Annotated in this window: 24 protein-coding genes; 12 read left to right on the forward strand and 12 right to left on the reverse strand. The window is 65.2% G+C overall.

Features of this window, described 5'->3' with window-relative positions:
* Nucleotides 1-23: 23 nt before the first annotated feature.
* From HU729_RS18320 to dinG, 6 genes are all read right to left on the reverse strand, one after another.
* Nucleotides 24-488, reverse strand: a complete 465-nt coding sequence (locus HU729_RS18320) for a glycine zipper 2TM domain-containing protein (protein ID WP_054891758.1) — start codon at nucleotides 486-488, stop codon at nucleotides 24-26.
* 263 nt (nucleotides 489-751) lie between these two features.
* Nucleotides 752-1,399, reverse strand: coding sequence for a pyridoxamine 5'-phosphate oxidase (gene pdxH / locus HU729_RS18325; protein WP_186711167.1), 648 nt, complete (start codon nucleotides 1,397-1,399; stop codon nucleotides 752-754).
* Between the two features lie 20 nt (nucleotides 1,400-1,419).
* Nucleotides 1,420-2,397 carry an OmpA family protein gene (locus HU729_RS18330; protein WP_186711168.1) on the reverse strand — a complete coding sequence of 326 codons (978 nt, stop codon included), beginning with the start codon at nucleotides 2,395-2,397 and terminating at the stop codon, nucleotides 1,420-1,422.
* Nucleotides 2,398-2,496: 99 nt separating this feature from the next.
* Nucleotides 2,497-3,642: a serine hydrolase gene (locus HU729_RS18335; protein ID WP_186711169.1), complete on the reverse strand. Its 1,146-nt coding sequence runs from the start codon at nucleotides 3,640-3,642 to the stop codon at nucleotides 2,497-2,499.
* Nucleotides 3,643-3,772: 130 nt separating this feature from the next.
* Nucleotides 3,773-6,010 (reverse strand): beta-galactosidase, encoded by a 2,238-nt coding sequence (locus HU729_RS18340; RefSeq protein ID WP_186711170.1) that lies wholly within the window; start codon nucleotides 6,008-6,010, stop codon nucleotides 3,773-3,775.
* Between the two features lie 79 nt (nucleotides 6,011-6,089).
* The gene (gene dinG, locus HU729_RS18345; RefSeq protein WP_054891763.1) at nucleotides 6,090-8,234 is read right to left on the reverse strand and encodes an ATP-dependent DNA helicase DinG; all 2,145 of its coding nucleotides are present in this window, start codon (nucleotides 8,232-8,234) and stop codon (nucleotides 6,090-6,092) included.
* A 98-nt stretch (nucleotides 8,235-8,332) separates the two neighbouring features.
* Between dinG and HU729_RS18350 the strand changes: the two genes are divergently transcribed.
* Nucleotides 8,333-8,797 carry a CopD family protein gene (locus HU729_RS18350; RefSeq protein ID WP_186668473.1) on the forward strand — a complete coding sequence of 155 codons (465 nt, stop codon included), beginning with the start codon at nucleotides 8,333-8,335 and terminating at the stop codon, nucleotides 8,795-8,797.
* Between the two features lie 67 nt (nucleotides 8,798-8,864).
* Here the strand turns inward: HU729_RS18350 and HU729_RS18355 are convergent, their stop codons facing one another.
* From HU729_RS18355 to HU729_RS18370, 4 genes are all read right to left on the reverse strand, one after another.
* Nucleotides 8,865-9,623, reverse strand: a complete 759-nt coding sequence (locus HU729_RS18355; protein WP_186668475.1) for a collagen-like protein — start codon at nucleotides 9,621-9,623, stop codon at nucleotides 8,865-8,867.
* Nucleotides 9,616-9,891, reverse strand: a complete 276-nt coding sequence (locus HU729_RS18360) for a DUF1145 domain-containing protein (RefSeq protein WP_054891766.1) — start codon at nucleotides 9,889-9,891, stop codon at nucleotides 9,616-9,618. The genes HU729_RS18355 and HU729_RS18360 overlap by 8 nt, the downstream gene beginning before the upstream one ends.
* Before the next feature lie 108 nt (nucleotides 9,892-9,999).
* Nucleotides 10,000-10,722: an OmpA family protein gene (locus HU729_RS18365; RefSeq protein WP_186668477.1), complete on the reverse strand. Its 723-nt coding sequence runs from the start codon at nucleotides 10,720-10,722 to the stop codon at nucleotides 10,000-10,002.
* Nucleotides 10,723-10,779: 57 nt separating this feature from the next.
* Nucleotides 10,780-11,475, reverse strand: coding sequence for an OmpA family protein (locus HU729_RS18370; protein WP_186668479.1), 696 nt, complete (start codon nucleotides 11,473-11,475; stop codon nucleotides 10,780-10,782).
* Nucleotides 11,476-11,635: 160 nt separating this feature from the next.
* Between HU729_RS18370 and HU729_RS18375 the strand changes: the two genes are divergently transcribed.
* The 10 genes from HU729_RS18375 to pdeM all read left to right on the forward strand — a co-directional run bounded on the left by HU729_RS18375 (nucleotide 11,636) and on the right by pdeM (nucleotide 23,061).
* The gene (locus HU729_RS18375; RefSeq protein WP_186668481.1) at nucleotides 11,636-12,130 is read left to right on the forward strand and encodes a DUF6231 family protein; all 495 of its coding nucleotides are present in this window, start codon (nucleotides 11,636-11,638) and stop codon (nucleotides 12,128-12,130) included.
* Nucleotides 12,131-12,134: 4 nt separating this feature from the next.
* Entirely contained in the window at nucleotides 12,135-12,614 is a 480-nt protein-coding gene (locus HU729_RS18380) for a YchJ family protein (RefSeq protein WP_186711171.1), read from the forward strand.
* The gene (locus HU729_RS18385) at nucleotides 12,614-13,090 is read left to right on the forward strand and encodes an LEA type 2 family protein (protein ID WP_186668485.1); all 477 of its coding nucleotides are present in this window, start codon (nucleotides 12,614-12,616) and stop codon (nucleotides 13,088-13,090) included. The genes HU729_RS18380 and HU729_RS18385 overlap by 1 nt, the downstream gene beginning before the upstream one ends.
* Nucleotides 13,091-13,096: 6 nt before the next feature.
* Entirely contained in the window at nucleotides 13,097-13,300 is a 204-nt protein-coding gene (locus HU729_RS18390; RefSeq protein WP_186668487.1) for an SEC-C metal-binding domain-containing protein, read from the forward strand.
* A gap of 102 nt (nucleotides 13,301-13,402) precedes the next feature.
* Nucleotides 13,403-15,841, forward strand: a complete 2,439-nt coding sequence (locus HU729_RS18395; RefSeq protein WP_186711173.1) for a penicillin acylase family protein — start codon at nucleotides 13,403-13,405, stop codon at nucleotides 15,839-15,841.
* Between the two features lie 107 nt (nucleotides 15,842-15,948).
* Nucleotides 15,949-16,965 carry a ligase-associated DNA damage response exonuclease gene (locus tag HU729_RS18400; RefSeq protein ID WP_186711175.1) on the forward strand — a complete coding sequence of 339 codons (1,017 nt, stop codon included), beginning with the start codon at nucleotides 15,949-15,951 and terminating at the stop codon, nucleotides 16,963-16,965.
* Complete coding sequence (locus tag HU729_RS18405; RefSeq protein WP_186711177.1) at nucleotides 16,962-18,626, forward strand: ATP-dependent DNA ligase; 1,665 nt, start codon at nucleotides 16,962-16,964, stop codon at nucleotides 18,624-18,626. Before HU729_RS18400 ends, HU729_RS18405 begins: the two co-directional genes overlap by 4 nt.
* Before the next feature lie 106 nt (nucleotides 18,627-18,732).
* Nucleotides 18,733-19,848 (forward strand): succinylglutamate desuccinylase/aspartoacylase family protein, encoded by a 1,116-nt coding sequence (locus HU729_RS18410; RefSeq protein WP_186711179.1) that lies wholly within the window; start codon nucleotides 18,733-18,735, stop codon nucleotides 19,846-19,848.
* 67 nt (nucleotides 19,849-19,915) lie between these two features.
* On the forward strand, nucleotides 19,916-22,402 hold the full coding sequence (locus tag HU729_RS18415; protein ID WP_186711180.1) for a ligase-associated DNA damage response DEXH box helicase: 2,487 nt from the start codon (nucleotides 19,916-19,918) through the stop codon (nucleotides 22,400-22,402).
* 2 nt (nucleotides 22,403-22,404) lie between these two features.
* Nucleotides 22,405-23,061, forward strand: coding sequence for a ligase-associated DNA damage response endonuclease PdeM (gene pdeM / locus HU729_RS18420; RefSeq protein ID WP_186711181.1), 657 nt, complete (start codon nucleotides 22,405-22,407; stop codon nucleotides 23,059-23,061).
* Here the strand turns inward: pdeM and HU729_RS18425 are convergent, their stop codons facing one another.
* Both HU729_RS18425 and dcd read right to left on the reverse strand, forming a co-directional pair.
* Nucleotides 23,062-23,298, reverse strand: coding sequence for a hypothetical protein (locus HU729_RS18425; RefSeq protein ID WP_054891778.1), 237 nt, complete (start codon nucleotides 23,296-23,298; stop codon nucleotides 23,062-23,064).
* 96 nt (nucleotides 23,299-23,394) lie between these two features.
* Complete coding sequence (gene dcd / locus HU729_RS18430) at nucleotides 23,395-23,961, reverse strand: dCTP deaminase (protein ID WP_003258001.1); 567 nt, start codon at nucleotides 23,959-23,961, stop codon at nucleotides 23,395-23,397.
* Nucleotides 23,962-24,286: 325 nt separating this feature from the next.
* Here dcd and HU729_RS18435 point away from each other — a divergent pair, with 325 nt between their 5' ends.
* Nucleotides 24,287-24,496 carry a cold-shock protein gene (locus HU729_RS18435; RefSeq protein WP_003254922.1) on the forward strand — a complete coding sequence of 70 codons (210 nt, stop codon included), beginning with the start codon at nucleotides 24,287-24,289 and terminating at the stop codon, nucleotides 24,494-24,496.
* Nucleotides 24,497-24,548: the final 52 nt, after the last annotated feature.

The following is a 24,548-nucleotide window of genomic DNA, read 5'->3' on the forward strand; positions in this document are numbered from 1 at the left end:
GGGGTTTTCTTTGCGCTGCGAAATCAGTGAGTGACGCGGCTGGTGCCGTCGACGGTCATGATGCGCACGCGCTCGCCCACGCGGAAGATCTCGTTCTGCTGCACTTGCTGCACGTATGCGCGCATGCTGCCGTCGTCTTCACGCACGGTAATTTCAACGCCCTGGGTGCGGGTCAGGCCTTCTTCAGCAGCCGAACCTGCCAGGCCACCGGCCACGGCGCCGATCACCGCAGCGACGATACTGCCACGACCACCGCCGACGGCACTGCCCGCGACACCACCGACGATGGCGCCGGCACCACCACCGATCGGCGTCTTGGTACCCTCGATCTTGACCGGGCGCAGGGATTCGATGGTGCCCATGCGCACGGTCTGCACGCGACGGGCTTCATCTCGGGAATAGCTGTCACCGGTCAGGCTGGACTGGCAGCCGCCGAGCAACAGCGCCATGGTGGTGAAGCTCGCCACCATCAAAACGGATTTACGCATGGGGAATCTCCATAAGTCAGGTGTCCATTAGACTCCCCGTGTAGATGGGTGTCACGACACAAACGTTATTAAATTGTTTTCATTCAGCTCGAGTACAGGCGCCAAGCGACTTGCCGCCCACTTCACCAATGAGACCAAGAATAGTCGTGGATTACTTCATCGTCGCAGTGACAGGCGTTGCAGGTCGGTATTTTGCCGCTGAATGGCTGGATGGGGACCACGTCCTGCCGAGCAATGGCGGGGCCGCAAGCGGCCCCTGATGATCACGGTGCCAGCCGCTCACGCAGCCACTGACCATCGACCAGGCGGTAATTGAGGCGATCGTGCAAGCGACTGGAGCGCCCCTGCCAGAATTCGATCCGTTCAGGCAGCAGGCGGTAGCCGCCCCAATGTTCCGGGCAATGCGGCTGGGTGTCGGAGAACCGCGCCTCGGTGGCCTTGACCAACCCTTCGAGCTCGGCACGATCGGCAATCACCCGGCTTTGCGGCGACGCCCAGGCGCCCAGACGGCTGCCCAGCGGACGTACCTGGTAGTAGTCGTCCGACTCCTGAGCGCTGACCTTTTCCACCCGTCCCTCGATCCGTACCTGGCGCTCGAGCGCTGGCCAGAAAAAGGTCATGGCCGCGAACGGGTTGGCCAGCAGTTGCTGGCCCTTGGCACTGTCATAGTTGGTGAAAAAGGTGAAGCCGCGCTCATCGAGCCCCTTGAGCAACAGCACACGACAGTGCGGACGCCCCTCGCCATCGACGGTGGCGAGGGTCATGGCGTTGGCCTCCACCGGTGGCTGCTCGGTCTTCACCGCCTCGCCAAACCAGTGATGGAACAGCGCGAACGGCTCGCCCGGGGCCTGGGCCTCGGCCAGGCCATCACGGGTGTAGTCGCGGCGCATATCGGCCAGGGATTGAGTCATGACTGCGTTTCCTCAGACGATCAATTGGTCTTCGCAGGGCTGTTGGCGGCGACTTTCTTGTCGGCAGCTGGAGCTGCCTTCTTCGCTGCTGGCTTGGCCGCTGGTTTTTTCGCGGCTGGCTTGGCTGCGGTTTTCGCCACGGCCTTCTTCGCAGCCGGTTTGCCGGCAGCCTTGGCAGTTGGCTTGGCGGCCGGTTTGGCCTCAACGGCCTTGGCGTCCTGGGTGGCGACCATCGCTGCCGGTACGGACGCTGGCGCGGCCTGCTGGTACTTGGCCAACAGCGCAACCATGGTGTTCTGCGGCGTCAGCAGCATTTCCACCCGGCGGTTCAAGGCACGGCCCTCGACGCTGTCGTTGGCGGCACGCGGCATCACTGCGCCCATGCCCTTGAGGGTCAGGCGGTCACGCTGCAGGCCGCTCAAGCGGAAAATCGCCGAGACCGAGGCTGCACGCTCGAGGCTGAGCTTCTGATTGGCAACTGCAACACCGCTGGTGTCAGCGTGACCGAGCACGAGCACGGCAGTCTTCGGATCGCCTTCGACGATCTTGGCCACGCGGGTGATCGGGCCCAGAGAAGACGGCAGCAGCATGTTCGGGCGGTCCGGGTTGTAGGAGCCGTCGACCGGCAGGGTCACTGCAAGCACGTTGTCACGACGCTCGACTTCAAGCTTGCTGTCTTTGGCCGCCTCGCGCAGCTTCGGTTCATACTCGTCCAGCCAGGCCTGGGTAGCCTTCTGGTCGATCTTGGGTACCGCGGGCGCCTCGGCCTGCTTGTCGCTGGAGCCGAACGGCCACCACCAGCGGCTGCTGCTTTCGGACTTGGCATCGGCCTGGGCGACCTTCTCGGTCACCGCGTCCTTCACGTCCTGTTCGGCAACCTTGTCCGAACCGAACGGCCACCAGCTGAGGCCACCGTCCTTCGAGGCGTCCTGGGAGTGGCTGGCGCAGCCGGTCATGGCCAGGCACAGGGCAAGTGCTAAGGTTTTTTGTGAGGACATCAGCGATACACCATGAATTAGAAAGAAATTTTGCCCACGCACGCGAGGCGTTGGCATTGAGGATAGTCAAAGGGATCGGGCATTACCCGCATTACCCGATCAAAGGCAACTGCCCAGTACCCGTACCAGCTTCTGCGCACGGGGGTCCATCAATACGTAAGGGCCCAGGGTATTGGTGACGAAGCCGAAGGCCACGTCGTGCTCAGGGTCGGCGAAACCAACCGATCCGCCCGCCCCCGGATGACCAAAGGCCCGAGCCCCCAGACCGAAGGTGGCGTTGGCGACATCCGGCTGGTCGAGCATGCAGCCCAGGCCAAAACGGGTCTGGGTCAACAGCGTGCGATCCTGTCCAAGGCTGTGCTCGCGGGTCAGCTCATCGAGCAGTTCGGATTCCAGCAGGCTGCCATCGAGCAGGCCGGCATAGAAACCCGCCAGGCTGCGGGCATTGCCGTGGCCATTGGCAGCCGGTTGCTGCATGCGTCGCCACTCCGGTTTGTTGGTGCTGGTGAGGATTGCCGGCGGGTTGGTGAAGGCGCGGGTCGACAACGCCTCGGGCTCGCGCATGGTCACCTGCAGCAAGCGCTGGGCGGCGGCATCACCAGGATTACCCTTGCCACGGGCGATATGCGCCACGCGGTGGAACTCCTCATCGGCTAGCCCCACGTGGAAGTCCAGGCCCAACGGGCGCGCAGTGCGGGCAACGATCGAGTCACCAGGGCCGCGGCCATCGGCGCGGCTGATCAGTTCACCGATCAGCCAGCCATAGGTGATAGCGGCATAGCCATGTTCGCTGCCAGGGGTCCACCACGGGGTTTCGGCAGCCAAGGCATCGACCATGACCTGCCAGTCGTAGAGGGCCTCGGCGGGCAACAGCTCACGGATTGCAGGCAGGCCGGCGCGATGGCTGAGCAACTGACGCAGGGTGATGCCTTCCTTGCCCGCCTGGGCAAACTCCGGCCAGTACCGAATCACCGGAAGGTCCAGGGCCAGCTTGCCCTCGCCCACCAGTTGCAACGCAGTCACGGCAGTGAAGGTCTTGGTGCAGGAGAACAGGTTGGCGATGGTATCGCTGTGCCAGGCCTGCTGGCCGTCCTTGTCGGCACTTCCAGCCCAAAGATCGATGACGGTTTCGCCCCCTACCTGGATGCACAGCGCCGCGCCACGCTCCTGGGGATCATTGAACAATGCCGCAAATGCCTCGCGCACCGCTTCGAACTTCAGCTCATAGTGACCCTGGATCTGCACCCGCCTACTCTCCGTACGACCTGTCTTACAAAGTCGTGCATTGTTTCAGTAGTTGGCGGGTTTGCATACTGAATGTGGCTGGAAGGTTGTAAGGAAAACCTTGGGGTTTGGCTGAACCAAACTGTCACCTTCAGGGCGCCTTGACCTCAAGCCCCGCGCGCAATTGCTCCAGGGCCTGCTGGTTGCTCCGACGCACGGCCTCGACAAAACCCGAATACGCCACATCGGTGATAGCGACCAAGCCCAGATGCCCATTCTCCCCATCGAGCAGGCGCCCGCTGGCGGGCTGGTCAAGGTATTGGAACCAGTGAGCGCCAACGATCATCGGCTGAGCCAGGGCTGCCTTGAGGAAATTGCCGTAGGCAGGCCCACGGTCCTCTTCACGCGCCACCTCGAGCGGCCCTGGCCAGAAAGGGCCACGGTCCCGGGAGCCAAACTGGAACTCCGAGACCAGCACCGGTTTGTCCAGCTCGACCAACCGGGCGAAGTCGTAGCCATCCTCGGGCTTGAGGGTATAGAAGTTGAAACTGAGCACATCGCAGAACTCGGCGCAGGCCTTCACCGCCTCAGGCGTGCTGACCGCGTAGCGTCCACCCAACAACAAATGGTTGGGCGCATGCCATTTCAGCGCATCGGAGATGGTCTTGAAGTAGGTCTGTGCGAACACCTGCTGGAAGTGCTGGTAGTCACGCTCGATTTCCGGATGCTCCGGGTTGGGCAGGGGCGCCTCGAAACCCGGGTCCTCCATGAGCTCCCAGGCCTTCAGTTCGATGCCCCAGGCCTTCGACAACCCCTCCTGGTTTCGGTATTTGTCACGCAACTGCTTGAGGAAGGCGCGCTTGGCCGGCACATCGGTGGTCAGACGCAAGGTGCCGTAGGCCAGGCCATAGCGTGCCTTGGGGTCATCGCCCGGCGCCGCCCAGGCCAGTTCGTTGTCGGCGAAATAACCGATCAGCCAGGGGTCGTCGCGATGGTCCCGCGCGGCAATGGCTACGGCGCGCTCGGTGGCCATGGCAAATCGTGGGTCGAACGGGTCGGGCATGCGCCCCCACCAGTCCATGCCAGTGCTGATGCTGGCATAGTCGCCGACAATCGATAGTGGCAGGGTGTACGGCATGCGCTTGGCCTGACCCAGGGCCGGATCGCTCCAGTTACCCAGGGTGTTGAAACCCCAGGCCTGTAAACGATCGAGGCTGTGCACCTGCCAGCGTTCGGCATCGACACCGGCTGCCGGGCAGTTCGTTGGCGGCTGGCCCTCGGCCGCAGGGGCGCAGGGCTTGGCATAGGTACGCTGCAGGTTGGCAGCATAGAAGTCGAACCAACGCCCTTGCTTGAACCCGCGCCCCTGGGAAGACGCATTGCCGTCGTCATTGTTGCCCTCACCATAGAACGCCGCGAGCGGGTCACCCTCCCCGGGCAACCCTTTGAACATCGATTCGCGGCCCGCGACGTAGGTGCGCCCGCCATCGGCGGCCACCGCGTTGACGCCCAGCGAGTAGAACGGGTGCCCCTGCGGGGTCACCAGGAACCAGCGGCCATCGCGCTTTTCAGTGCGGAAGAAGCCGGTGGCTTCGAAGGCCGGGCCGGCCACCAGGCCGCCGTAGGTGTCCAGTTTCTGCCTGTCGCGCTCGGCCAGCCAAGCCTTGAGCTGCTGCCGTTCACGCGTATCGGCGGCCTTGAGTTGTTCATCGTTGACGATTTTTTCCGGCCAGCGTGCGCGGGTGGACTGGCCATAGGCGTCGATCAGATCGCCGTAGGCTGCCCGGTATGCCTGGTCATCATCCTGTATCCCGACCTTTTCGATCAGCAGGTTCTGCGCGACCTTGGGTCGCGGAATGCTCAGGCTGATCGAAACCACCTGCTTGAGCTCTACCTCACCCTCGCTGCTGGTCAACAGCACACGCTGTCCTTCGTACGTCCAGGGCATCGGTGGACCGGCACGCATGCCCTGGCTCAACGGCGAACTGGCCTTGAGCGGCACCATCACCGTTTGTGCCGGGCCCGCTGGCAGGTCGATGCGGCTGGTGAGCGTACGCCCGTCGCTGCCCAGCAGCGTGACGTCCACGGTCAAGGCCCAGTCCATCGCACTTTGCAGGCGTAGCGTCAGAAACTGCCCCGTCGACCAATCCCAGGTACCGGCCTGCGGGCTCAGGCGCAGGGTCGGACGCTCCACCGGGTTGAACACCACGCGCCGCAGCACCTCGCCTTCGGCTGTTTGCTCCGCGTTGTACTGCGGCATGCCCGTGTCCTCGGTGGTCACGGTGACGACCGAAGTCGGGCGTACGAAGCTGAACAACGTCTGCTGGGCTGCCAGCAACGGGGTACTGAAGAGCAGGGTGAAAACGACGGGCAAGGTACGGCGGATCATGTGGACGTGGCTCTCCTTCAAGGCCCTCATGGGCCTGATCGAGTCATGGACAACGGGCCGGAGCATCATGCTCCGGCCGTTACTGGATCTCCCGCCGGAAGGGCGGCAGCGCATTGAGAATAGCCTTGCCGTAGCGCTGGGTGACCAGGCGTCGATCGAGCAAGGTGATGACGCCACGGTCCTGCTCGGTACGCAGCAGGCGACCGCAGGCCTGGATCAGGCGCAGGGAGGCGTCGGGTACGGCGATTTCCATGAACGGGTTACCGCCACGCGCCTCGATCCACTCCGCCAGGGCCGCCTCGACCGGATCGTCCGGCACGGCGAACGGAATCTTGGCGATGACCACGTGCTCGCAATAAGCACCTGGCAGGTCGACGCCCTCGGCGAAACTGGCCAGGCCGAACAACACACTGTGCTGACCGTCATCGACCCGCGCCTTGTGCTTGTTGAGCGTTTCCTGCTTGGACAGGTTGCCCTGGATCAGCACCAGCTTGCGCCAGTCGCGGTCCAGGCCATCGAACACGTCCTGCATCTGCTTGCGCGAAGAGAACAGCACCAGCGCACCACGGGCTTCTTCGACGATGTTCGGCAATTCGCGGATGATCGCCGCCGTGTGGCCCGCCGCATCGCGCGGGTCGGCACCCAGATCGGGCACCCGCAGCAAGCCGGCATCGCCATGCACGAATGGGCTGGGTACGACGCAGGTCACCGCATCGCGCGGCAGGCCGGAGCGCATGCGGAAGCGATCGAACTTGCCCAGGGCCGTCAAGGTCGCCGAGGTGACCAGTGCACCATGGGCAACGCTCCACAGGCTGCGGCGCAGCATTTCGGCGGCGAGGATCGGGCTGGCGTTGACCTCGATGTCGAACAGCGCCCCACTCTCGGCCAGCGTCAGCCAGCGCGCCATGGGCGGACTGTCTTCCGGGTCTTCGGCGGTGAAGGCGGTCCACAGCTCCCAGTTGCCCTGGGCACGGGTGACCAGGCTGCCGAACAGCGGGTACCACTCTTCGGCCTGGTGGCTGGCGATGCCGATGTTGACTTCACCGTCCATGCCTTCCTTGAGCAGGTCGGCAAGTCGGGTGAACAGATCATTGAGACGCGCGAAGCCTTTTTTCAGCTCGATGCCGACCTCGCGGATCTGCTCGGGCACCACGCCCCCCTCGAAGCGGTAGCGCGGACGATCACGCCCCTCCATGTCTTCACCGGGCCGGAAATCGGCGACCTGCTCGCACAGGGTGAACATGAACTGCTGCTGGGTACGGATTTCCCGCGCCAGCTCCGGCACCTGCTCGATCAGCTTGCCCAGGTCGCCTGGCAACGGGTGCTGGGCCAACAGCTTGGTGAGGTTCTTGGCGGTCTGCTCCAGCCAGTCGGCCGTGGAGCGCAGCCGCGAATAATGGGCGAAATGGCCGATGGCCTTGTCTGGCAGGTGGTGGCCCTCGTCAAACACGTACATCGTGTCGCGCGGGTCGGGCAGCACCGCGCCGCCGCCCAGCGCCAGGTCGGCCAGGACCATGTCATGGTTGGTGACGATCACATCGACCTTGCCCATGCCTTCGCGCGCCTTGTAGAACACGCACTGCTGGAAGTTCGGGCAATGCCGGCCGGTGCACTGGCTGTGGTCGGTGGTCAGGCGCGCCCAGTCCTGGTCCTCGAGGGTTTCCGACCAACTGTCGCGGTCGCCGTCCCAACGGTTGCCGGCCAGTTTCTCGATCATGCTGTTGAACAGCTTCTGGCTGCGCTCGTCGACTTCGATATGGAAGCCTTCTTCCTCGAACAGCTGGGCGGTAGCCGACTGGGCGTGACCCTCCTGCAGCAGTACGTCGAGCTTGGACAGGCACAGGTAGCGGCCACGCCCCTTGGCCAAGGCGAAACTGAAGTTCAAACCGCTGTTGCGCATCAGGTCGGGCAGGTCCTTGAAGACGATCTGCTCCTGCAGGGCGACGGTGGCGGTGGCGATCACCAGGCGCTTGCCGGCGGCCTTGGCGGCGGGAATCGCGGCGAGGCTGTAGGCGACCGTCTTGCCGGTACCGGTGCCGGCCTCGACCGCGACCACGGCAGGCTCGCCGGCCCGACGGCCTTCATCATCGCAGGCGATGTCGCCGAGTACCTTGGCCACTTCGGCGATCATCAGGCGCTGGCCGTAACGCGGCTTGAGGCTCTTGGCTTCGAGAAAACGCGAATAGGCGCCCTGGATGGTGGCTTTGAGTTCGTTGCTGATCATGGTCTGCGGGCGCCCAGAGGGCTGGATATATTTTCAGTGTTTCGCATGGGGCGGCTATCATACCCCGCTATTGCCCTTTATGCCGCATGGAGATCCGGATGCTCGCCTTTGCCCTGCCCTACACACTGCATGTCCTGGCCGCCCTTGTCTGGGTTGGCGGGATGTTCTTCGCCTGGCTGGTACTGCGCCCGGCGACTGTCGCAGCGCTGGAAGGGCCCGCGCGGCTGCGGCTGTGGGTGGAAGTATTCCGACGCTTCTTCGGATGGGTCTGGCTGGCGATAGCGGTGCTGGCGATAAGTGGTATCGGCATGTTGCACCTGCGATTTTCCGGCTTCGAGACCGCGCCCCGCTATGTACAACTGATGATGGGCGGCGGGATCGTGATGTTTGCCTTGTTCCTGCGCGTGCACGCGCTGCTGCTGCCGGAGCTGCGCGCTGCGGTGCAGGCCGAGGACTGGCCGGCGGGTGCCGGGGTGCTGGGCAGGATCCGACGGATGGTGGGGATCAACCTGCTGCTGGGCATTGCCGTGGTGGCAGTGGCCAGCGCTCGCGTCATGTTCTGAAGTCGTTGACCCAGGGCCGCGACGCAGCCCTGGAAACGCAAACGCTCGGCCGCGTAAAGCGCTTGTGTCAAAGCCGCTGCAGAATCAACTCCCCCGCCGTACCGGCAAGCCCCGGTTGCCCTGGCAGGCCCGGACGACCGTTGGCACCGGCCTCGGTGCGATACACAAGGCACCCTTTGCTCGCACCACCCTGCCCGGCCTTGCCGGCAGCGCCCGGCTTGCCCGGTGCACCGCCATCGAGGCGTACCTGGATGCGCTCCTGCGGGAAATCTGCCGGCAGGGCCAGGCGAATCCTTCCTCCGGCCGCGCCGTCATGCCCGTTGCCGCCGTTGTCACCGTTCGCGCCGCGGCTGGCAGTGCCCCAGGTACAACCTCCAGACGTGCCATTACCCCCATCGAGGCCAGCATAGCCCGGTGCCCCAGCGCCGCCACGGGCGTCGATCGACAGTTGCTCGGCCTCCAGCGTCTGCAGGCGCAGGTCGAGGTCACGACCGGGGCGCGCCGCACGCTCGTAGCTGCCCGGCGCCCCCGGCGCGCTGATTTCACTACCGACGCCCAGCACGGCACTGCTCGCCTCGATGCTCAAGGCGCTTTGCGCCGGGGCGATGGCAATGCGCGCATCGCGTCCCAGTTCAAGATGATCGATCTTCAGCGCGGTGAGCGTGGCCGGCAGCAGCAGGGTCGCCGAGTCGGCCACCTGCACACGCTCCAGGTGCACGCTGGACGCCTTGTTCGGCAGGCGCAGCATCGAATGGGCAGCGACTTCGAGACTCTCGGCCTGGGCCAGCGGGGTGGCCAGCGCGGCCAGCAACATCAACTTACGCATGGCGCGAAGCCTCCTGCGGACGGGGAATGGACATGACATGGAAGATGCCGGTCAGCAGGATCTGCAAGCGATCGAACCAGCGATGGCTGCGCCCGCGCAGGCTGGCGTTGAAGAAAAACACCTCCAGCACGTGCAAGCCCAGCAGCGTGATGCCTGCCGCATTGATCAGCAGATTGAATGGCAGGGGCTGCGGCATCAACAGATTGACCAGCACCACCCACCAGAAAACCACCGTCAGGGCCTTGCCCAGGCCCAGGATGAACTTCATACCCCGCCCCCCGACTGTCTTGTACTGTCTTGTTATGTGCACGCGGCCCGTTCGAGCGGGCCGTGCGCACAACAGTACCGCCGCGCCAGGGCGCGCGCCAGAGGCGATTCAGTTCAGGTGCAGCTCCACCCGTCGGTTCTTCGCTCGCCCCTCGTCGGTGTCGTTGTCGGCCACCGGCTCGCTTTCACCGCGACCTTGGCTGGTCACCTTGGCCGGCGACAGCCCCTGGCCGATCAGGTACTGCGCAACACTGGCCGCGCGGCGCTCGGACAGGCCCTGGTTATAGCGGTCGGTGCCTACGCTATCGGTATGCCCGATCACCCTGATGGCGGTCACGCCGGGATCGCCGAGCTTCGGCAAAAGCGCTTGCAGGCGCTGCTGGGCAGCGGCCGACAACTGTGCAGAGTCGAACGCAAACAGCACCTGGCCCTGATCGTCGAGGGTGATCACCTCAGGCGCAGGTGCTGGAGCCTCGGGTTTGGGCGTCGAAGGCGGATACTGCGCAAGCGGGCAGCCCATGTGGTCGACCGCCGTACCTTTGGGGGTGTCCGGGCAACGATCACGACGGTCGAACACCCCATCGCCATCTTCGTCACCATCCTGGGCATAACAGATCAGGCCACCGGCAATGGCTCCGGCAACACCGGCCCCCGTCGCCCAACTGGAACTTTCGATCGCACCCAGGCCGCCACCGACCAGCCCGCCGAGCAGACTGCAGACCGGCCAGGTCCGTTGATTGAGGGGGGCGCTGCCATCACTGTGGGTAGCGCACCCGTTCAGCAGGCTGGAGGCCAGCAGCAGCGACACAGCCGTCTTCGACAAGGTATTCATGGATCATGTCCCCGGTGAATGCGCCCACGCCACGGCTAAAGACGTGGGCGCGGGCCGTCAGCGCTGGATCTTGATCTCGGTGCGCCGGTTCATCGCACGACCGTCAGCCGTGGCATTGTCAGCCACCGGCTGGGCCTCGCCTGCCCCCACTACCGAAACGAAGCTGCTGCGTGGCACGCCGCTGCTCACCAGATAGTCGGTCACCGAGTGGGCACGACGTTCGGAGAGTTTCTGGTTGTAGCGGTCGGAGCCGACGCTGTCGGTGTGGCCGGTCACGCTCAGACGAGCGCTCGGCGCTTCCTGCTTCAGGCGCGTGGCAATGGTGTTCAGGCGTTCCTTGTCGGTGGCAGTCAGGCGCGCGGAATCGAACTCGAAGTGCACGTCACGAATGACGATGACTTCCTCCTTCTCGACCACGACGACTTCCTCGACCACGGCGACCGGCTCGGGCGGGCAACCGTTGGCATCGACCTGCACCCCGCGCGGGGTGCCAGGGCACTTGTCACGGCTGTCGGGCACGCCATCGCCATCTTCGTCACCGTCGCCATGGGCCCAGCAGTAGCCCGCCGCCAGGCCACCGCCGAGCAACGCGCCCCAGCCGGCCCAACTGGAGCTTTCGATGGCGCCCAGGGCTGCGCCTCCCACGCCCCCGACGGCAGCACACTTCGGCCAGTCGGTTTTTTGCAAACCTGCACAACCAGTCAACACACTGGTGAGCAGAACCAGGGGTATCGCTGTGCGTACTATGCTCATTTTCGTTGCTTCTCCTAGGGGGATCGGTGCAAAACCGATGCTCTGGGAGTAAAGACCGCCTATTCCCTCTCTGCCAGCAATAAGCCACGACGCGACGCCGCGCCTCTTTGCCGCCAGGGCTGGGACCGCTAGTCTTGAGCGACCTGAACGAGGATTGGCAATGACCGACGGTTTTTCCCAGCGTACCCCCCAACAGGCCCTGGCGGCCCTTCTCGAGCGCTTCGCTCCCGCGCGCCTGCTATTGGTCGGCACACGTTTCCCGGCCCTGGAGGCCTTTGCCGCAGCCCACCCGACGGTGCAGCTGTCAGTGGCTGCGCCCGGTCCGCTGCCTGCCGACCTGGCGGCGCAACGTTTCGACCTCGCGGTGCTGGTCGACTGCCTGGAGCACTTGCCCAAGCGCAGTGGGCTGGAACTGCTTGGCGGCATTCGCAATCTGAATGCCAGCAGGGTCGCGGTACTGGCCGACCTGTCCGCCTGTGGCTGGCAGGACACCGATTTCTTCGCCCTGGCGCTGTCGGCCAGCGAGAAATTCCGTCGCGACGAACAGGTGCTGAGCCTGTTCACCTATGATCTACATGACTACAAGCAGGTCCCGGACTGGCTCAATGCCAAGTTCTGGGCGAATCCGCAAAACTTTGGCAAGTACTGGTGGTGAATTCATGAGTGTCTCGGTCTGCCCCTGCGGCAGCGGCAATCTTCTCGACGCATGCTGCGGGCACTACCATGCCGGCACCCCGGCACCGGATGCCCAGGCACTGATGCGCTCGCGCTACAGCGCCTATGTGCTGGGGCTGGTGGATTACCTGGTAGCCACCACGCTTCCCGCCCAGCAGGCCGGGCTGGACCGTGCCGGCATTGCCGACTGGAGTGCACAGAGCACCTGGCTGGGGTTGGAGGTGGAAAGCGCACAGGTCCTGGGCGGGCAGCCGGAGCATGCGTTCGTCACCTTCACCGCACGCTGGCACGACCAGCAGGGCGACCACCAGCACCGCGAGCGCTCGGCATTCGTACAGAATGGCGGGCGCTGGTACTTCATCGACCCGACCGTCGAGCTCAAGGCCGGACGCAACGACCCCTGCCCCTGTGCCAGCGGGCAGAAATTCAAGAAATGCTGCGCCAGCTACCTCGGTAATCAATGATGAATGCCCTGGCCCGCCTGCTCCTGCTCGGCCTCACCCTGGCCTTGCTGGGGGGCTGTGCGGGATGGGGCGGCAACCACTGGCGCGAGCCCGAGGTGCACTTGGTCAGGGTGGAAACCGTCAAGGCGCGCCTGCACCAGCAGGAGTTCGTCCTGCACCTGCGCATCGACAACCCCAACGACAGCCGCCTGTTCATCCGCAGCCTGTCGTACGCAATCCGGCTCAACGACCTGCTGCTGGTGCAGGACGAGACCAGTGTCTGGCGCAGTGTCGGCGGCCATGCCCGGCGTACCTTCAAGATCACCGCGCGCACCAACCTGTGGCAGCACCTCAAGCCCCTCGCCAAGCTGCTGAAAAGCGGCGATCCGCTGCACTACACCCTGCAAGGCGAACTCAATACCGGCCTGATCAGTCAACGGGACCTGCACTTGTCGCGCAGTGGTGAGATAATCCCCGGCGATTTTCAACCGGAGTAACCCGCAATGACCCAGCAACCCCATGTCCATGGCCCCGACTGCAACCACGGTCACGATCATCACCATGATCATGAGCACGGCCATGTGCACGGCCCGCACTGCAACCACGGCCACCAGGAACCGGTGCGCAACGCCCTGAAGGACGTCGGACGCAACGATCCATGCCCATGCGGCAGCGAGAAGAAGTTCAAGAAGTGCCACGGCGCGTAATGCGGCTCCGGGTGGCGCTGCGTTTGCCGCTTGCAGCCCGACGCGCGCCGCCCTACCTTTAGCGCCTTTCCGACCCCGCCACGCCGCCCAGGAGCCCTCGTCATGGCCGCCCCCGTGTTTCCTCCCTTCCGCCCTCGGTTCGGCACCAGCGCCGTGCTGCTCGGCATGCTCGGGCTTGCCGGCTGCCAGATGGGCGGCTACCAGGACAGCGTGCCACCGACCACCGGCGTCCAGCCGCTCAAAGGCCTGGCGCAGAACGTCTCGGTACGGCGCAACGCCATGGGCGCACCACTGATCGAGAGCAGCAGTTTCCATGACGCGCTGTTCAGCCTCGGCTACGTCCATGCTGGCGACCGCATCGAACAGATGGTCGCCATGCGCCTGCTCGCCCAGGGGCGACTGGCCGAGATCGCGGGCAGCGAAGCCCTGGACATCGATCGCCTGATGCGCGCGGCCAACCTCAAGCAGAGCGCCGGCCAGCTGTATGCCGACGCCTCGCCGCGCCTGAAGCGCTTCTTCGAGGTCTATGCCCGCGGGGTCAACGCCTATCTGTTCCGCTACCGCGACAAGCTGCCGGCCGAACTCGCCCGCAGCGGCTATCGCCCCGAATACTGGAAACCCGAAGACTCGGCGCTGATCTTCAGCCTCTATGCCTTCAGCCAGTCGGTGAACCTGCAGGAAGAACTCTCGGCCCTGACCCTGGCGCAGAAGATCGGCAGCGACAAGCTTGCCTGGCTGCTGCCCGGCGCACCCGACGAGCCTCTGGCCGAGGGCGAAACCGACAAGCTCAAGGGCATCAACCTGGCCAGCCAGATCCCCGGCCTGAACGACGTCGCCGCCGCCAGCCAGAAGCTTGCCGACCTCGACCTGCTGGGCAGCCCCGGCTCCTCGAACCTGGCCCTGGGCCCGCTGCGCAGCCGCAGCGGCAAGAGCCTGCTGGCCAGCGACAGCCGCGCCGCCTGGGCGCTGAGCCCGGTGCAGATCCATACCGGCAAGTACCAGGTCGCCGGCCTGTCGCTGCCCGGCCTGCCGATCGTGCTGGCCGGCTACAACGGCCAGCTGGCCTGGAGCAGCAGCGCGGTGATGGCCGACAACCAGGACTTGCTCCTCGAGCAACTGCGCCGCCAGGGCAGCCAACTCACCTACCTGGCCGACGGCAAGTGGCAGCCGGCCCGCGCGCGCAACGAAACCTTCTTCGTGCGCGGCCAGCGCCCGGTGCGCGAAGTGCTGTACGACACCCGCCACGGCACCCTGCTCGGACAACCCGGCAACGGCTATGGCCTGGCCCTGCACCTGCCGCAGCTCAAGGACGACAAAAGCCTCGATGCGCTGTTCGACCTTACCCGCGCCAGCAACATCGAACGCGCCTTCGACAGCACCCGCGAGATCGGCGCCGCTGCGCTGAACTTCGTCTTCGCCGAGCCCGAGCACATCGGCTGGCAGGTCAGCGGCCGCTACCCCAATCGCCGCGAAGGCCAGGGCCTGCTGCCCTCGCCGGGCTGGGACGGACGCTTCGACTGGGACGGTTTCGCCGATGCAATGCTTCACCCCTACGACCAGGATCCGCCCAGCGGCTGGATCGGCCATGCCAACCAACGTAGCCTGCCCAAGGGCTACGGCATGCAGTTGTCCAGCACCTGGTACTATCCCGAACGCGCCGAGCGCCTGGGCCAGTTGGCCGCCAACGGGCGTCATGACAGCCGCAGCCTGATGGCCCTGCAGAACGACCAGGTCACCCTGCTGGCCGACAAGCTCAAGCGCATGTTCGACGCCCCTGGCATGGCCCAGCCGCTCAAACAGGCCATCGATGCCCTGCCCGCCGAACAGCGCGACAAGGCCCGCGAAGCCCTCACCCGGCTCAAGGCCTTCGATGGCCGCCTGAGCCCGGTCTCGGCCGATGCGGCGCTGTACGAACTGTTCCTCCAGGCCGTCACCCGCCAGACCTTCCTCGACGAGCTCGGCCCCGAGTCCTCCCCGGCCTGGCAAGCGTTCGTCAGCAACGCCCGGCTGTCGTACTCGGCCCAGGCCGATCACCTGCTTGGCCGCGAAGACAGCCCGTTCTGGGATGACCGCACCACGCCGCAGAAAGAAGACAAACCGACCATCCTCGCCCGCAGCCTGGCCGCTGCAGTGGATGCCGGTGTCGCCCAGATGGGCGCCGACCGGCGTGCCTGGCAATGGGGCAAGCTGCACCAGTACCGCTGGCCCGCACCGAGCTACCACGGGCTCGGCGACAGCCTCAGCCGCGCGCCGATGGCCACTGGCGGTGACTTCAGCACCCTGGCCCTGACCCCTTACGCCTGGGGCAACGGTTTCGAAACCAGCCTGCCGGCCTCCGCGCGCATGGTCGTCGACTTCGGCCAGACCGAACCGCTGCAGATCCTGACCAGCAGCGGCCAGTCCGGCAACCCGGCCAGCCCTCACTACGGTGACGGCCTGGACGCCTGGTTCAAGGGGCGCTTCATGAGCCTGCCGCTGCAACCGCAGAACTTTGCCCGCGCCTATGGCAGCCAGCGCCTGACGCTGGTGCCGGGCAAGTAGGCAGTAACCCCGAGCGGCTCGTCCGGGCCGCTCGCCAGCACCACGCCATCCGAACTTCCAGGCCAGCGCTGCGCTCCTAACTGGTAACCCCAGCCAGCGCGAACGCCATGGACCTCGTCATCGCCCGCCCCGAAGGGCTGTACTGCCCGCCCGGGAACTTCTACATCGACCCCTGGCGCCCGGTTGACCGTGCGGTGATCACCCATGGGCACGGCGACCATGCGCGCACCGGCAACGGCCATTACCTGTGCGCCGAGCCCGGCGCCGGTATCCTGCGCAGCCGTCTTGGCCAGGATATCGCCCTGCAGACCCTACCCTATGGGGAGCGTGTGCAGCATCACGGTGTCACCTTGAGCTTCCACCCTGCCGGCCATGTGCTTGGCTCGGCCCAGGTGCGCCTGGAATACCAGGGCCAGGTGTGGGTCGCCTCGGGCGACTACAAGGTTGAGCCCGACGGCACCTGCGCGCCGTTCGAGCCGGTGCGCTGCCACACCTTCATCACCGAATCCACCTTCGGCCTGCCGATCTATCGCTGGCCCTCGCAGGCCGAGGTGTTCAGCGGCATCAATGCCTGGTGGCGCGCCAATCGTGACCAGGGCAAGGCCAGCGTGCTGTTCTGCTACGCCTTCGGCAAGGCCCAGCGCATTCTCCACGGGCTGGACGCAGATATAGGGCCGATCGTAGTGCACGGCGCGGTCGAGCCGCTCAACCGCGTCTATCGCGAAGCCGGGATCGCCCTGCCCGACACCCTGTACGCCGGAGATCTGCCACGCAACGACCCACGGCTGCGCGAAGCCCTGGTGCTGGCACCACCCTCGGCAGGTGGCAGTAGCTGGATGCGTCGTTTCGGCGACTACAGCGATGCCTTCGCCAGTGGCTGGATGCTGCTGCGTGGCACCCGGCGTCGGCGTGGCGTCGATCGCGGCTTCGTCCTATCCGACCATGCCGACTGGCCTGGCCTGTTGTGGGCAATCGGCGAAACCGGTGCCGAACGGGTAATGGTCACCCACGGCTCGGTCAACGTGCTGGTGCGCTACCTGTGCGAGCAGGGCCTGGACGCTCGGGCCTTCGCCACCGAATACGGCGAGGAAGACGACACGCCCCCGTCGGAGAGCGCCACATGAAGGCCTTCGCCGAACTCTACCTGCGCCTGGACGCCACCACTTCGAGCAACGCCAAGCTGCAGGCCCTGCGCGACTATTTCGCCCAGGCTCCCGCCGCCGATGCGGCCTGGGCGGTGTACTTCCTGGCCGGAGGCCGCCCGCGCCAACTGGTGCCGACCCGTCTGCTACGCGAGCTGGCCACACAGTTGGCAGACCTGCCCGACTGGCTGTTCGAAGAGAGCTACCAGGCTGTCGGCGACCTGGCCGAGACCATTTCCCTGCTGTTGCCCCAGCACCGACACGATACCGACGAGGGCCTGGCCCTGTGGGTCGAGCAGCACCTGCTCCCCTTGCGCGGGCAACCTGCGGACGAGGTGCGCCAGCGCTTGCCGGCACTGTGGGAACGGCTGGACCGCCCCAGCCTGATGCTGTGCCTGAAATTGATTACCGGCAGCTTCCGTGTCGGCGTCTCCAAGCTGCTGGTCACCCGGGCGCTGGCGCAGTTGTCGGGGCTGGATGCCAAGCGTGTAGCCCAGCGCCTGGTCGGCTACACCGACCTGGCTCATCGCCCCGTTGCTGAAAGCTACCTGAAGCTGATCGCCCCCGAGTCCGCCGACGAACACGCCCAGCGCGGCGGCCAGCCCTACCCGTTCTTTCTCGCCCACGCCCTGCAGGCGCCGCTGGAACAGTTCGAGACACTGCTCGGCCCGGTCGAGGACTGGCAGGCGGAATGGAAGTGGGATGGCATCCGCGCCCAGGTGGTCAAGCGCGACGGCCAGTTGTGGATCTGGTCACGGGGCGAGGAACTGGTCACCGAGCGTTTTCCCGAATTGCACAGCCTGACAGAGACCTTGCCTGACGGCACCGTGCTCGATGGCGAGATTCTGGTATGGAAGCCTGGCATCTGCGACGACACCCTGGCGGTGCAGCCCTTTGCCCTGCTCCAGCAGCGCCTGGGCCGCAAGACCCTGGGCCGCAAGCTGCTGGCCGATGCGCCGGTGGTGCTGCAAGCCTACGACCTGCTGGAATGGCACGGCGATGACTGGCGCAACCGCCTACAGCATGAGCGCCGCAGGCAACTGGAGCGCGTGCTGGTCGAACACCCCCTGGCCCCTGTGCGGCTTTCACCCCTGTTGCAGGCATCCAACTGGGCAGCCCTGGCCGAGCAACGCGAGCAGTCGCGCGAGTTCGGGGTGGAGGGGCTCATGCTGAAGAAGCGCGATGCCCTGTACGGCGTCGGCCGCACCAAGGACCTGGGCCTGTGGTGGAAATGGAAGGTCGACCCCTTCAGCGTCGATGCGGTACTGATCTACGCCCAGCGCGGCCATGGTCGACGCGCCAGCCTCTACAGCGACTACACCTTCGCCGTCTGGGATGCTCCACCAGGAGCAGCGCAACGCAACCTGGTGCCCTTCGCCAAAGCCTATTCAGGCTTGAGCGACGAAGAGATGCGCAAGGTCGATGCGATCATCCGCAAAACCACTGTGGACACCTTCGGCCCGGTGCGCAGCGTCACCCCGACGCTGGTCTTCGAGTTGGGTTTCGAAGGCATCGCCCTGTCCAAGCGACACAAGAGCGGCATCGCCGTGCGCTTCCCGCGCATGCTGCGCTGGCGGCTCGACAAACCGGTCGAGGAGGCCGACGACCTGGCCACCCTGCAGAGCTTGCTGGGCCCTGTATAACCAGGCCCGTGGCCGCTTCTGCGCACACCCGCATGCACAAATCCCTGGTTTATGCTTCTATTTCCAGTCGTCCACGTTCACAACCCAGCGCAGATCAGGCCCCCCCATGCACCACTCGACCCACGAACTGCTGTCCCCCGTACCCGGCATCTGCCGCCAGTTGCACAGCTTTCATTTCGGCCCGCGCGGTGGCGGCAAGGTATACATCCAGGCATCGCTGCACGCTGACGAATTGCCCGGCATGCTGGTGGCCTGGCACCTCAAGCGGCGCTTGAACGAACTGCACCAGCAAGGCCTGCTGCGCCGCGAGGTGGTGCTGGTGCCAGTGGCCAACCCGGTGGGCCTGGAACAGGTGCTGCTGGACGCACCATTGGGGCGCTTCGAGTTGCAGAGTGGGGAAAACTTCAATCGCAATTTCGTCGACCTGTCCGACAGCATCGGCGACCAGATCGAAAGCCACCTCACGCAAGACCCGGCACGCAACCTCTCGCTGATCCGTGAATATCTACGCCGCGGGCTCGACAGCCACCCCGCCGTCACCCCCCTGCAATCCCAGCGCCTGGCCTTGCAGCGCCTGGCCTGCGATGCCGACATGGTGCTGGACCTGCACTGCGATTTCGAAGCCGTCGAACACCTCTACACTACTCCCGACGCCTGGCCCCAGGTCGAGCCGCTGGCACGCTACCTCGGCGCCCAGGCCAGCCTGCTGGCCACCGACTCCGGAGGGCAGTCGTTCGACGAATGCTTCAGCCTGGTGTGGTGGCAACTGCAGCAGCGTTTTGCCAAGCGTTTCCCGATCCCCATGGGCAGCCTCTCGGTGACCGTCGAGCTGCGCGGCCAGGCCGACGTCAACCATGAGCTGGCAAGCCAGGACTGCCAGGCAATCCTCGATTTCCTCACCCACAGCGGTGTGATCGAAGGTCAGCCCGCAGCATTGCCGCCGCTGCGCCACCCCGCCACCCCGCTGGCTGCCGTGGAGCCATTGATCGCACCGCTGGGCGGCCTGCTGGTGTTCCACGCAAAACCGGGGCAGTACCTGGAGCCTGGGCAACTGATCGCCGAGGTCATCGATCCGCTCAGCGACCGGGTGACCCCGATCCGCAACGTCCAGGGCGGGCTGCTCTACGCCCGCAGCGTCCGGCGCATGGCCACCACCGGCATGGTGATCGCCCATGTCGCAGGGGAAAAAGTCTGCCGCAGCGGCTATCTGCTGGCCAACTGATCCCGATCAAACCAAAGCACCTGCGGCCGGTCTGTAGAAGCACAGCCTTCGACGAGACCGGCCGCCGATGCCATCCCCTTCCGACCTCGCCAGCACCTGGTTTGCCTCCCGCAACTGGAAGCCGTTCGCCTTCCAGCGCAGCGTCTGGGCGGCGATCCAGCGCGGCGAGTCGGGCCTGCTGCATGCCAGCACCGGCAGCGGCAAGACCTACGCCGTCTGGCTCGGCGCCCTGCGCGCTTTCGCACAGTTGCACGACGCACGCCGACCGGCGCCACTCCAAGTGCTGTGGGTCACACCGATGCGCGCCCTGGCCAGCGATACCGCGCGCGCGCTGCAAGCACCGCTGGACGAATTGGGGCTGAACTGGACCATCGGCGTACGCAGCGGTGATACCACCAGTGCCGAACGTGCACGCCAGGCGCGGCGACTGCCCAGCACGCTGGTCACCACTCCCGAAAGCCTCACCCTGCTGCTCACCCGCGAACAGGCTGCCGCCGACTTCGCCAGCCTGCGCCTGGTGGTGGTCGATGAATGGCACGAACTGCTCGGCAACAAGCGCGGCGTGCAGTTGCAACTGGCCCTGGCCCGGCTGCGGCGCTGGCAACCGCAACTGGTGGTGTGGGGGCTGTCGGCCACACTGGGCAACCTGCCGCACGCCCTTGAGGTCTTGCTGCCTGCAGGCGGGCGACTGGTTCAGGGCCGTCAGGACAAGCGCATCCTGGTCGACACCCTGGTGCCGAGCGCGATCGAACGCTTCCCCTGGGCCGGGCACATGGGGCTGAAGATGCTCCCTCAGGTCAGCGCCGAGATCGCGGCCAGCGCCAACAGCCTGGTGTTCACCAACACCCGCGCCCAGGCCGAGCTCTGGTACCAGGCCCTGCTCGAGGCGCATCCCGAGTGGGCGGGACTGATCGCTCTGCATCACGCATCGCTTGCCCGGCACGCCCGTGACTGGGTCGAGCGCAGCCTCAAGCAGGGCACGCTGAAGGCGGTGATCTGCACCTCAAGCCTCGACCTGGGGGTGGATTTCCTGCCCGTCGAACGCGTCCTGCAGATTGGCTCGGCCAAAGGCATCGCCCGCCTGCTGCAACGTGCAGGCCGCTCTGGGCACGCACCTGGGCGTACCTCGCGGGTGACCCTGGTACCAACCCACAGCCTTGAACTGGTGGAAGCGGCCGCAGCACGCCAGGCGCTGGCTTCCGGGCATATCGAGGCACGCTATTCGCCGCGCCTGAGCATGGACGTGCTGGTCCAGCACTTGGTCAGCATGGCGCTGGGCAGTGGTTTCCGACCGGCCGAACTGTTCGAGGAGGTTCGCAGCACCTGGGCTTTTCGCGATCTCGAAGAGAGCCAGTGGCAATGGGCACTGTCATTTGTGCGCAATGGCGGCAGCTCGCTGACCGCCTACCCGGACTACCAGCGCGTCGCAGCGCACCCCGACGGCATCTGGCGCGTGGCCAGCGAGCGCCTCGCCCGGCGTCATCGTCTGGGTATCGGCACCATCGTCAGCGACGCCAGCCTGCAGTTGAAGTACTGGAGCAAAGGGGGCGGTGGCAAGTCGCTGGGCAGCGTGGAGGAATCTTTCATTGCCCGTCTCAAGCCCGGTGACGCGCTATTGTTCGGCGGACGTATCCTGGAGCTGGTAAGGGTCGAGAACATGACCGCCTACGTGCGCCGCAGCACCGCGCGCAAAGCAGCGGTAGCACGCTGGAATGGCGGACGCATGCCGCTGTCGAGCGAGCTGGCGCAGGCGCTGGTCGAGCGTCTGGATGCTGCTGCCCACGGCCGCTACGAAGGCGCGGAAATGCATGCCGTTCGCCCCTTGCTGACACTTCAGGCAAGCTGGTCCGCCCTGCCCACCCAGCGCACATTGCTGGCCGAAACCCTGCACTCGCGCCAGGGCTGGCACCTGTTTCTCTATCCCTTTGCCGGGCGCATGGCCAATCTGGGCCTTGCCAACCTGATCGCCTGGCGGGTCAGCCGCGTGCAGCCGCTGTCGGTATCGATCGCGGTCAATGACTACGGCTTCGAACTGCTCGCAGCAAGCCCTGTGGACTGGGCCGCGCACTTGCCCGCTGCACTGGCTGCGGACAATTTGCTGGAAGATGTACTGGCCAGCCTGAATGCTGGCGAGATGGCATTGCGGCGCTTTCGTGAAATTGCCCAGATCGCCGGGCTGATATTCGGCGGCTATCCCGCCGCGCAGAAAAGCACGCGCCAGCTCCAGGCCTCCAGCGGTCTGTTCTACGAAGTGTTTCGCAAGCATGACGCTGGCAATCTGCTGCTGGGCCAGGCGCGTGACGAGGTGCTGCGTGAAGAGCTGGAGATCGAGCGCCTGCATCAGCAGTTGCAGAAAATGGCAGGATTGCGCCTCGATCTGCACGCATTGCGCCGGCCCGGGCCGCTGGCCTTCGCCCTATTGGTCGAGGGCATGCGCGAAACCCTGAGCACGGAAAAACTGGCAGACCGCATCGCCCGGATGGTGGCGGATCTCGAAAAGGCGGCGAGCCGAACCATGAGCGACCTTGCGGGGACTGAACGGAGGAAATCCTGAACGTGCACCACCTGGCGATCGAACATTGCGGCGAAACGCTGTGGCTGTTACCTGGAAAAGCGCTCTACTGGCCAGCCCGGCGCGCCCTTCTGGTTGCCGACCTGCACATTGGCAAGGCCGCCAGCTACCGCGCCCTGCACCAGCCGGTGCCACGCGGCACTACCCAGGCGACCTTGGATCGCCTGGACACGCTCTTGCAGCATTACGATTGCCAGCAGTTGATCGTGCTCGGCGACTTTCTCCACGCACGTACTGCGCGAGCACCTGCCACCCTAGCCCGTGTAGCTGCATGGCGCGAACGGCACCCAGGGTTACGGGTGGTCCTGGTGCGAGGTAATCACGACCGTCATGCTGGCGATCCGCCGCAGGAGCTGGCTATCGAAGTCGTCGACGAACCGTTGCTACTGCCGCCATTCGCGCTACAGCACGAGACCGGCGCTCACCCTGAGCATCCGGTGATCGCAGGCCATGTCCATCCGGCGTGCGTGCTGCGCGGTCGTGGCCGCCAACGCCTGCGCCTGGCGTGCTTCATGTTCCACCCAAAGGTCAGCCTGCTGCCGGCGTTCGGCGAATTCACCGGCGGTTGGACGGTGCAACCAGAGCCCGGCGCCCGCCTGTTCGTCGTGGGCGATCAACGGGTCTGGGCAGTGCCGGCCTGATCAGGCAACTGGCGCTGGAGGTGGCTCGTCGGGCAAGGTCGGCTCGCCCGGCTCCATCGGCGGGTGCTCGCCAGGCTCGGGGGGTTGCGGGGTATCGGGATCAGGCTGGTGCGGGACGCCACCGGCGTGCAAATCCGTCGGCGGATGCGGGTGCGCGAGCAGAGTCCAGGCCATCATGCCGATCTGGTTCGGCTGCAGGACGGCCAGCTTCGCGCTGATTGCAGGATCGAGTTTCATGGGCTGCTCCTGACGAGGGCCGGCGTACGTCATGCACGCCGGGGACTTACCTCGTTGGAGTGGCAAAAGGGAAACTAATTCCCCCGGCTCGTCGGCTCAGGTACGTGGCAGCGTTACGCCGCGCTGGCCCTGGTATTTGCCGCCGCGATCCTTGTACGACACTTCGCATTCTTCATCGGACTGCAGGAACAGCATCTGCGCCACGCCTTCGTTGGCGTAGATCTTCGCCGGCAGTGTGGTGGTGTTGGAGAACTCGAGGGTGACGTGCCCCTCCCACTCCGGCTCCAGGGGGGTGACGTTGACGATGATGCCGCAGCGGGCATAGGTGCTCTTGCCCAGGCAGATGGTCAGGACATCGCGTGGAATGCGGAAGTACTCGACGGTACGGGCCAGGGCGAAGGAGTTCGGCGGGATGATGCAGACGTCGCTCTTGATGTCGACGAAGCTGCCGGCGTCGAAATTCTTCGGATCGACGGTGGCCGAATTGATGTTGGTGAACACCTTGAATTCATCGGCGCAGCGCACGTCGTAGCCGTAGCTCGAGACGCCGAAGGAGATGACTCGGCTGTCCTGTTCGCCACGCACCTGGCGCTCGACGAACGGCTCGATCATGCCGTGTTCCTGCGCCATGCGGCGAATCCACTTGTCCGATTTGATGCTCATGGCGGGATGTCCTGAAAGTACGAGGTGAAAAAACGAGATGCGCATCTTACCGGTCCTGGCCTGCGCGTTAAAGTTCCGCGCCCTATCCCGCGCCGGACGGGGGCTGGGCCACCCGTCGATCCGAATTTCATCAAAGCCGCTGTTGGCCATTGGCAGCTTGCGGAAAGTGGGGTAAGGTGGCGCCACTGTGCTGCACGTGACACCGAGAATCTGTTTGATGCACGATCCTGATCGGCCCATCGCTGAATTTTCCGCTCTCTTTGCACTCAGTCCCGGCCAGGGCAATTCCTGAGCCGAAATCTACTTTGTCCAAGGAGACAGACACATGTCCAATCGCCAATCCGGTGTTGTTAAGTGGTTCAACGATGAGAAGGGCTACGGCTTCATCACTCCTCAGTCGGGTGACGATCTGTTCGTACACTTCAAAGCCATCCAGGCTGACGGCTTCAAAACCCTGAAAGAAGGCCAGGCTGTTACTTTCGTCGCTACCCGCGGCCAGAAAGGCATGCAGGCTGAAGAAGTTCAAATCGCCTAAGTCGATTTAGCTTCCTCGCTTTCAAAAAAAACCCCCCCCCCCCCGGGGGGTT

It is taken from the genome of Pseudomonas sp. RW10S2 (assembly GCF_014268985.1).
Taxonomy (GTDB): domain Bacteria; phylum Pseudomonadota; class Gammaproteobacteria; order Pseudomonadales; family Pseudomonadaceae; genus Aquipseudomonas; species Aquipseudomonas wayambapalatensis.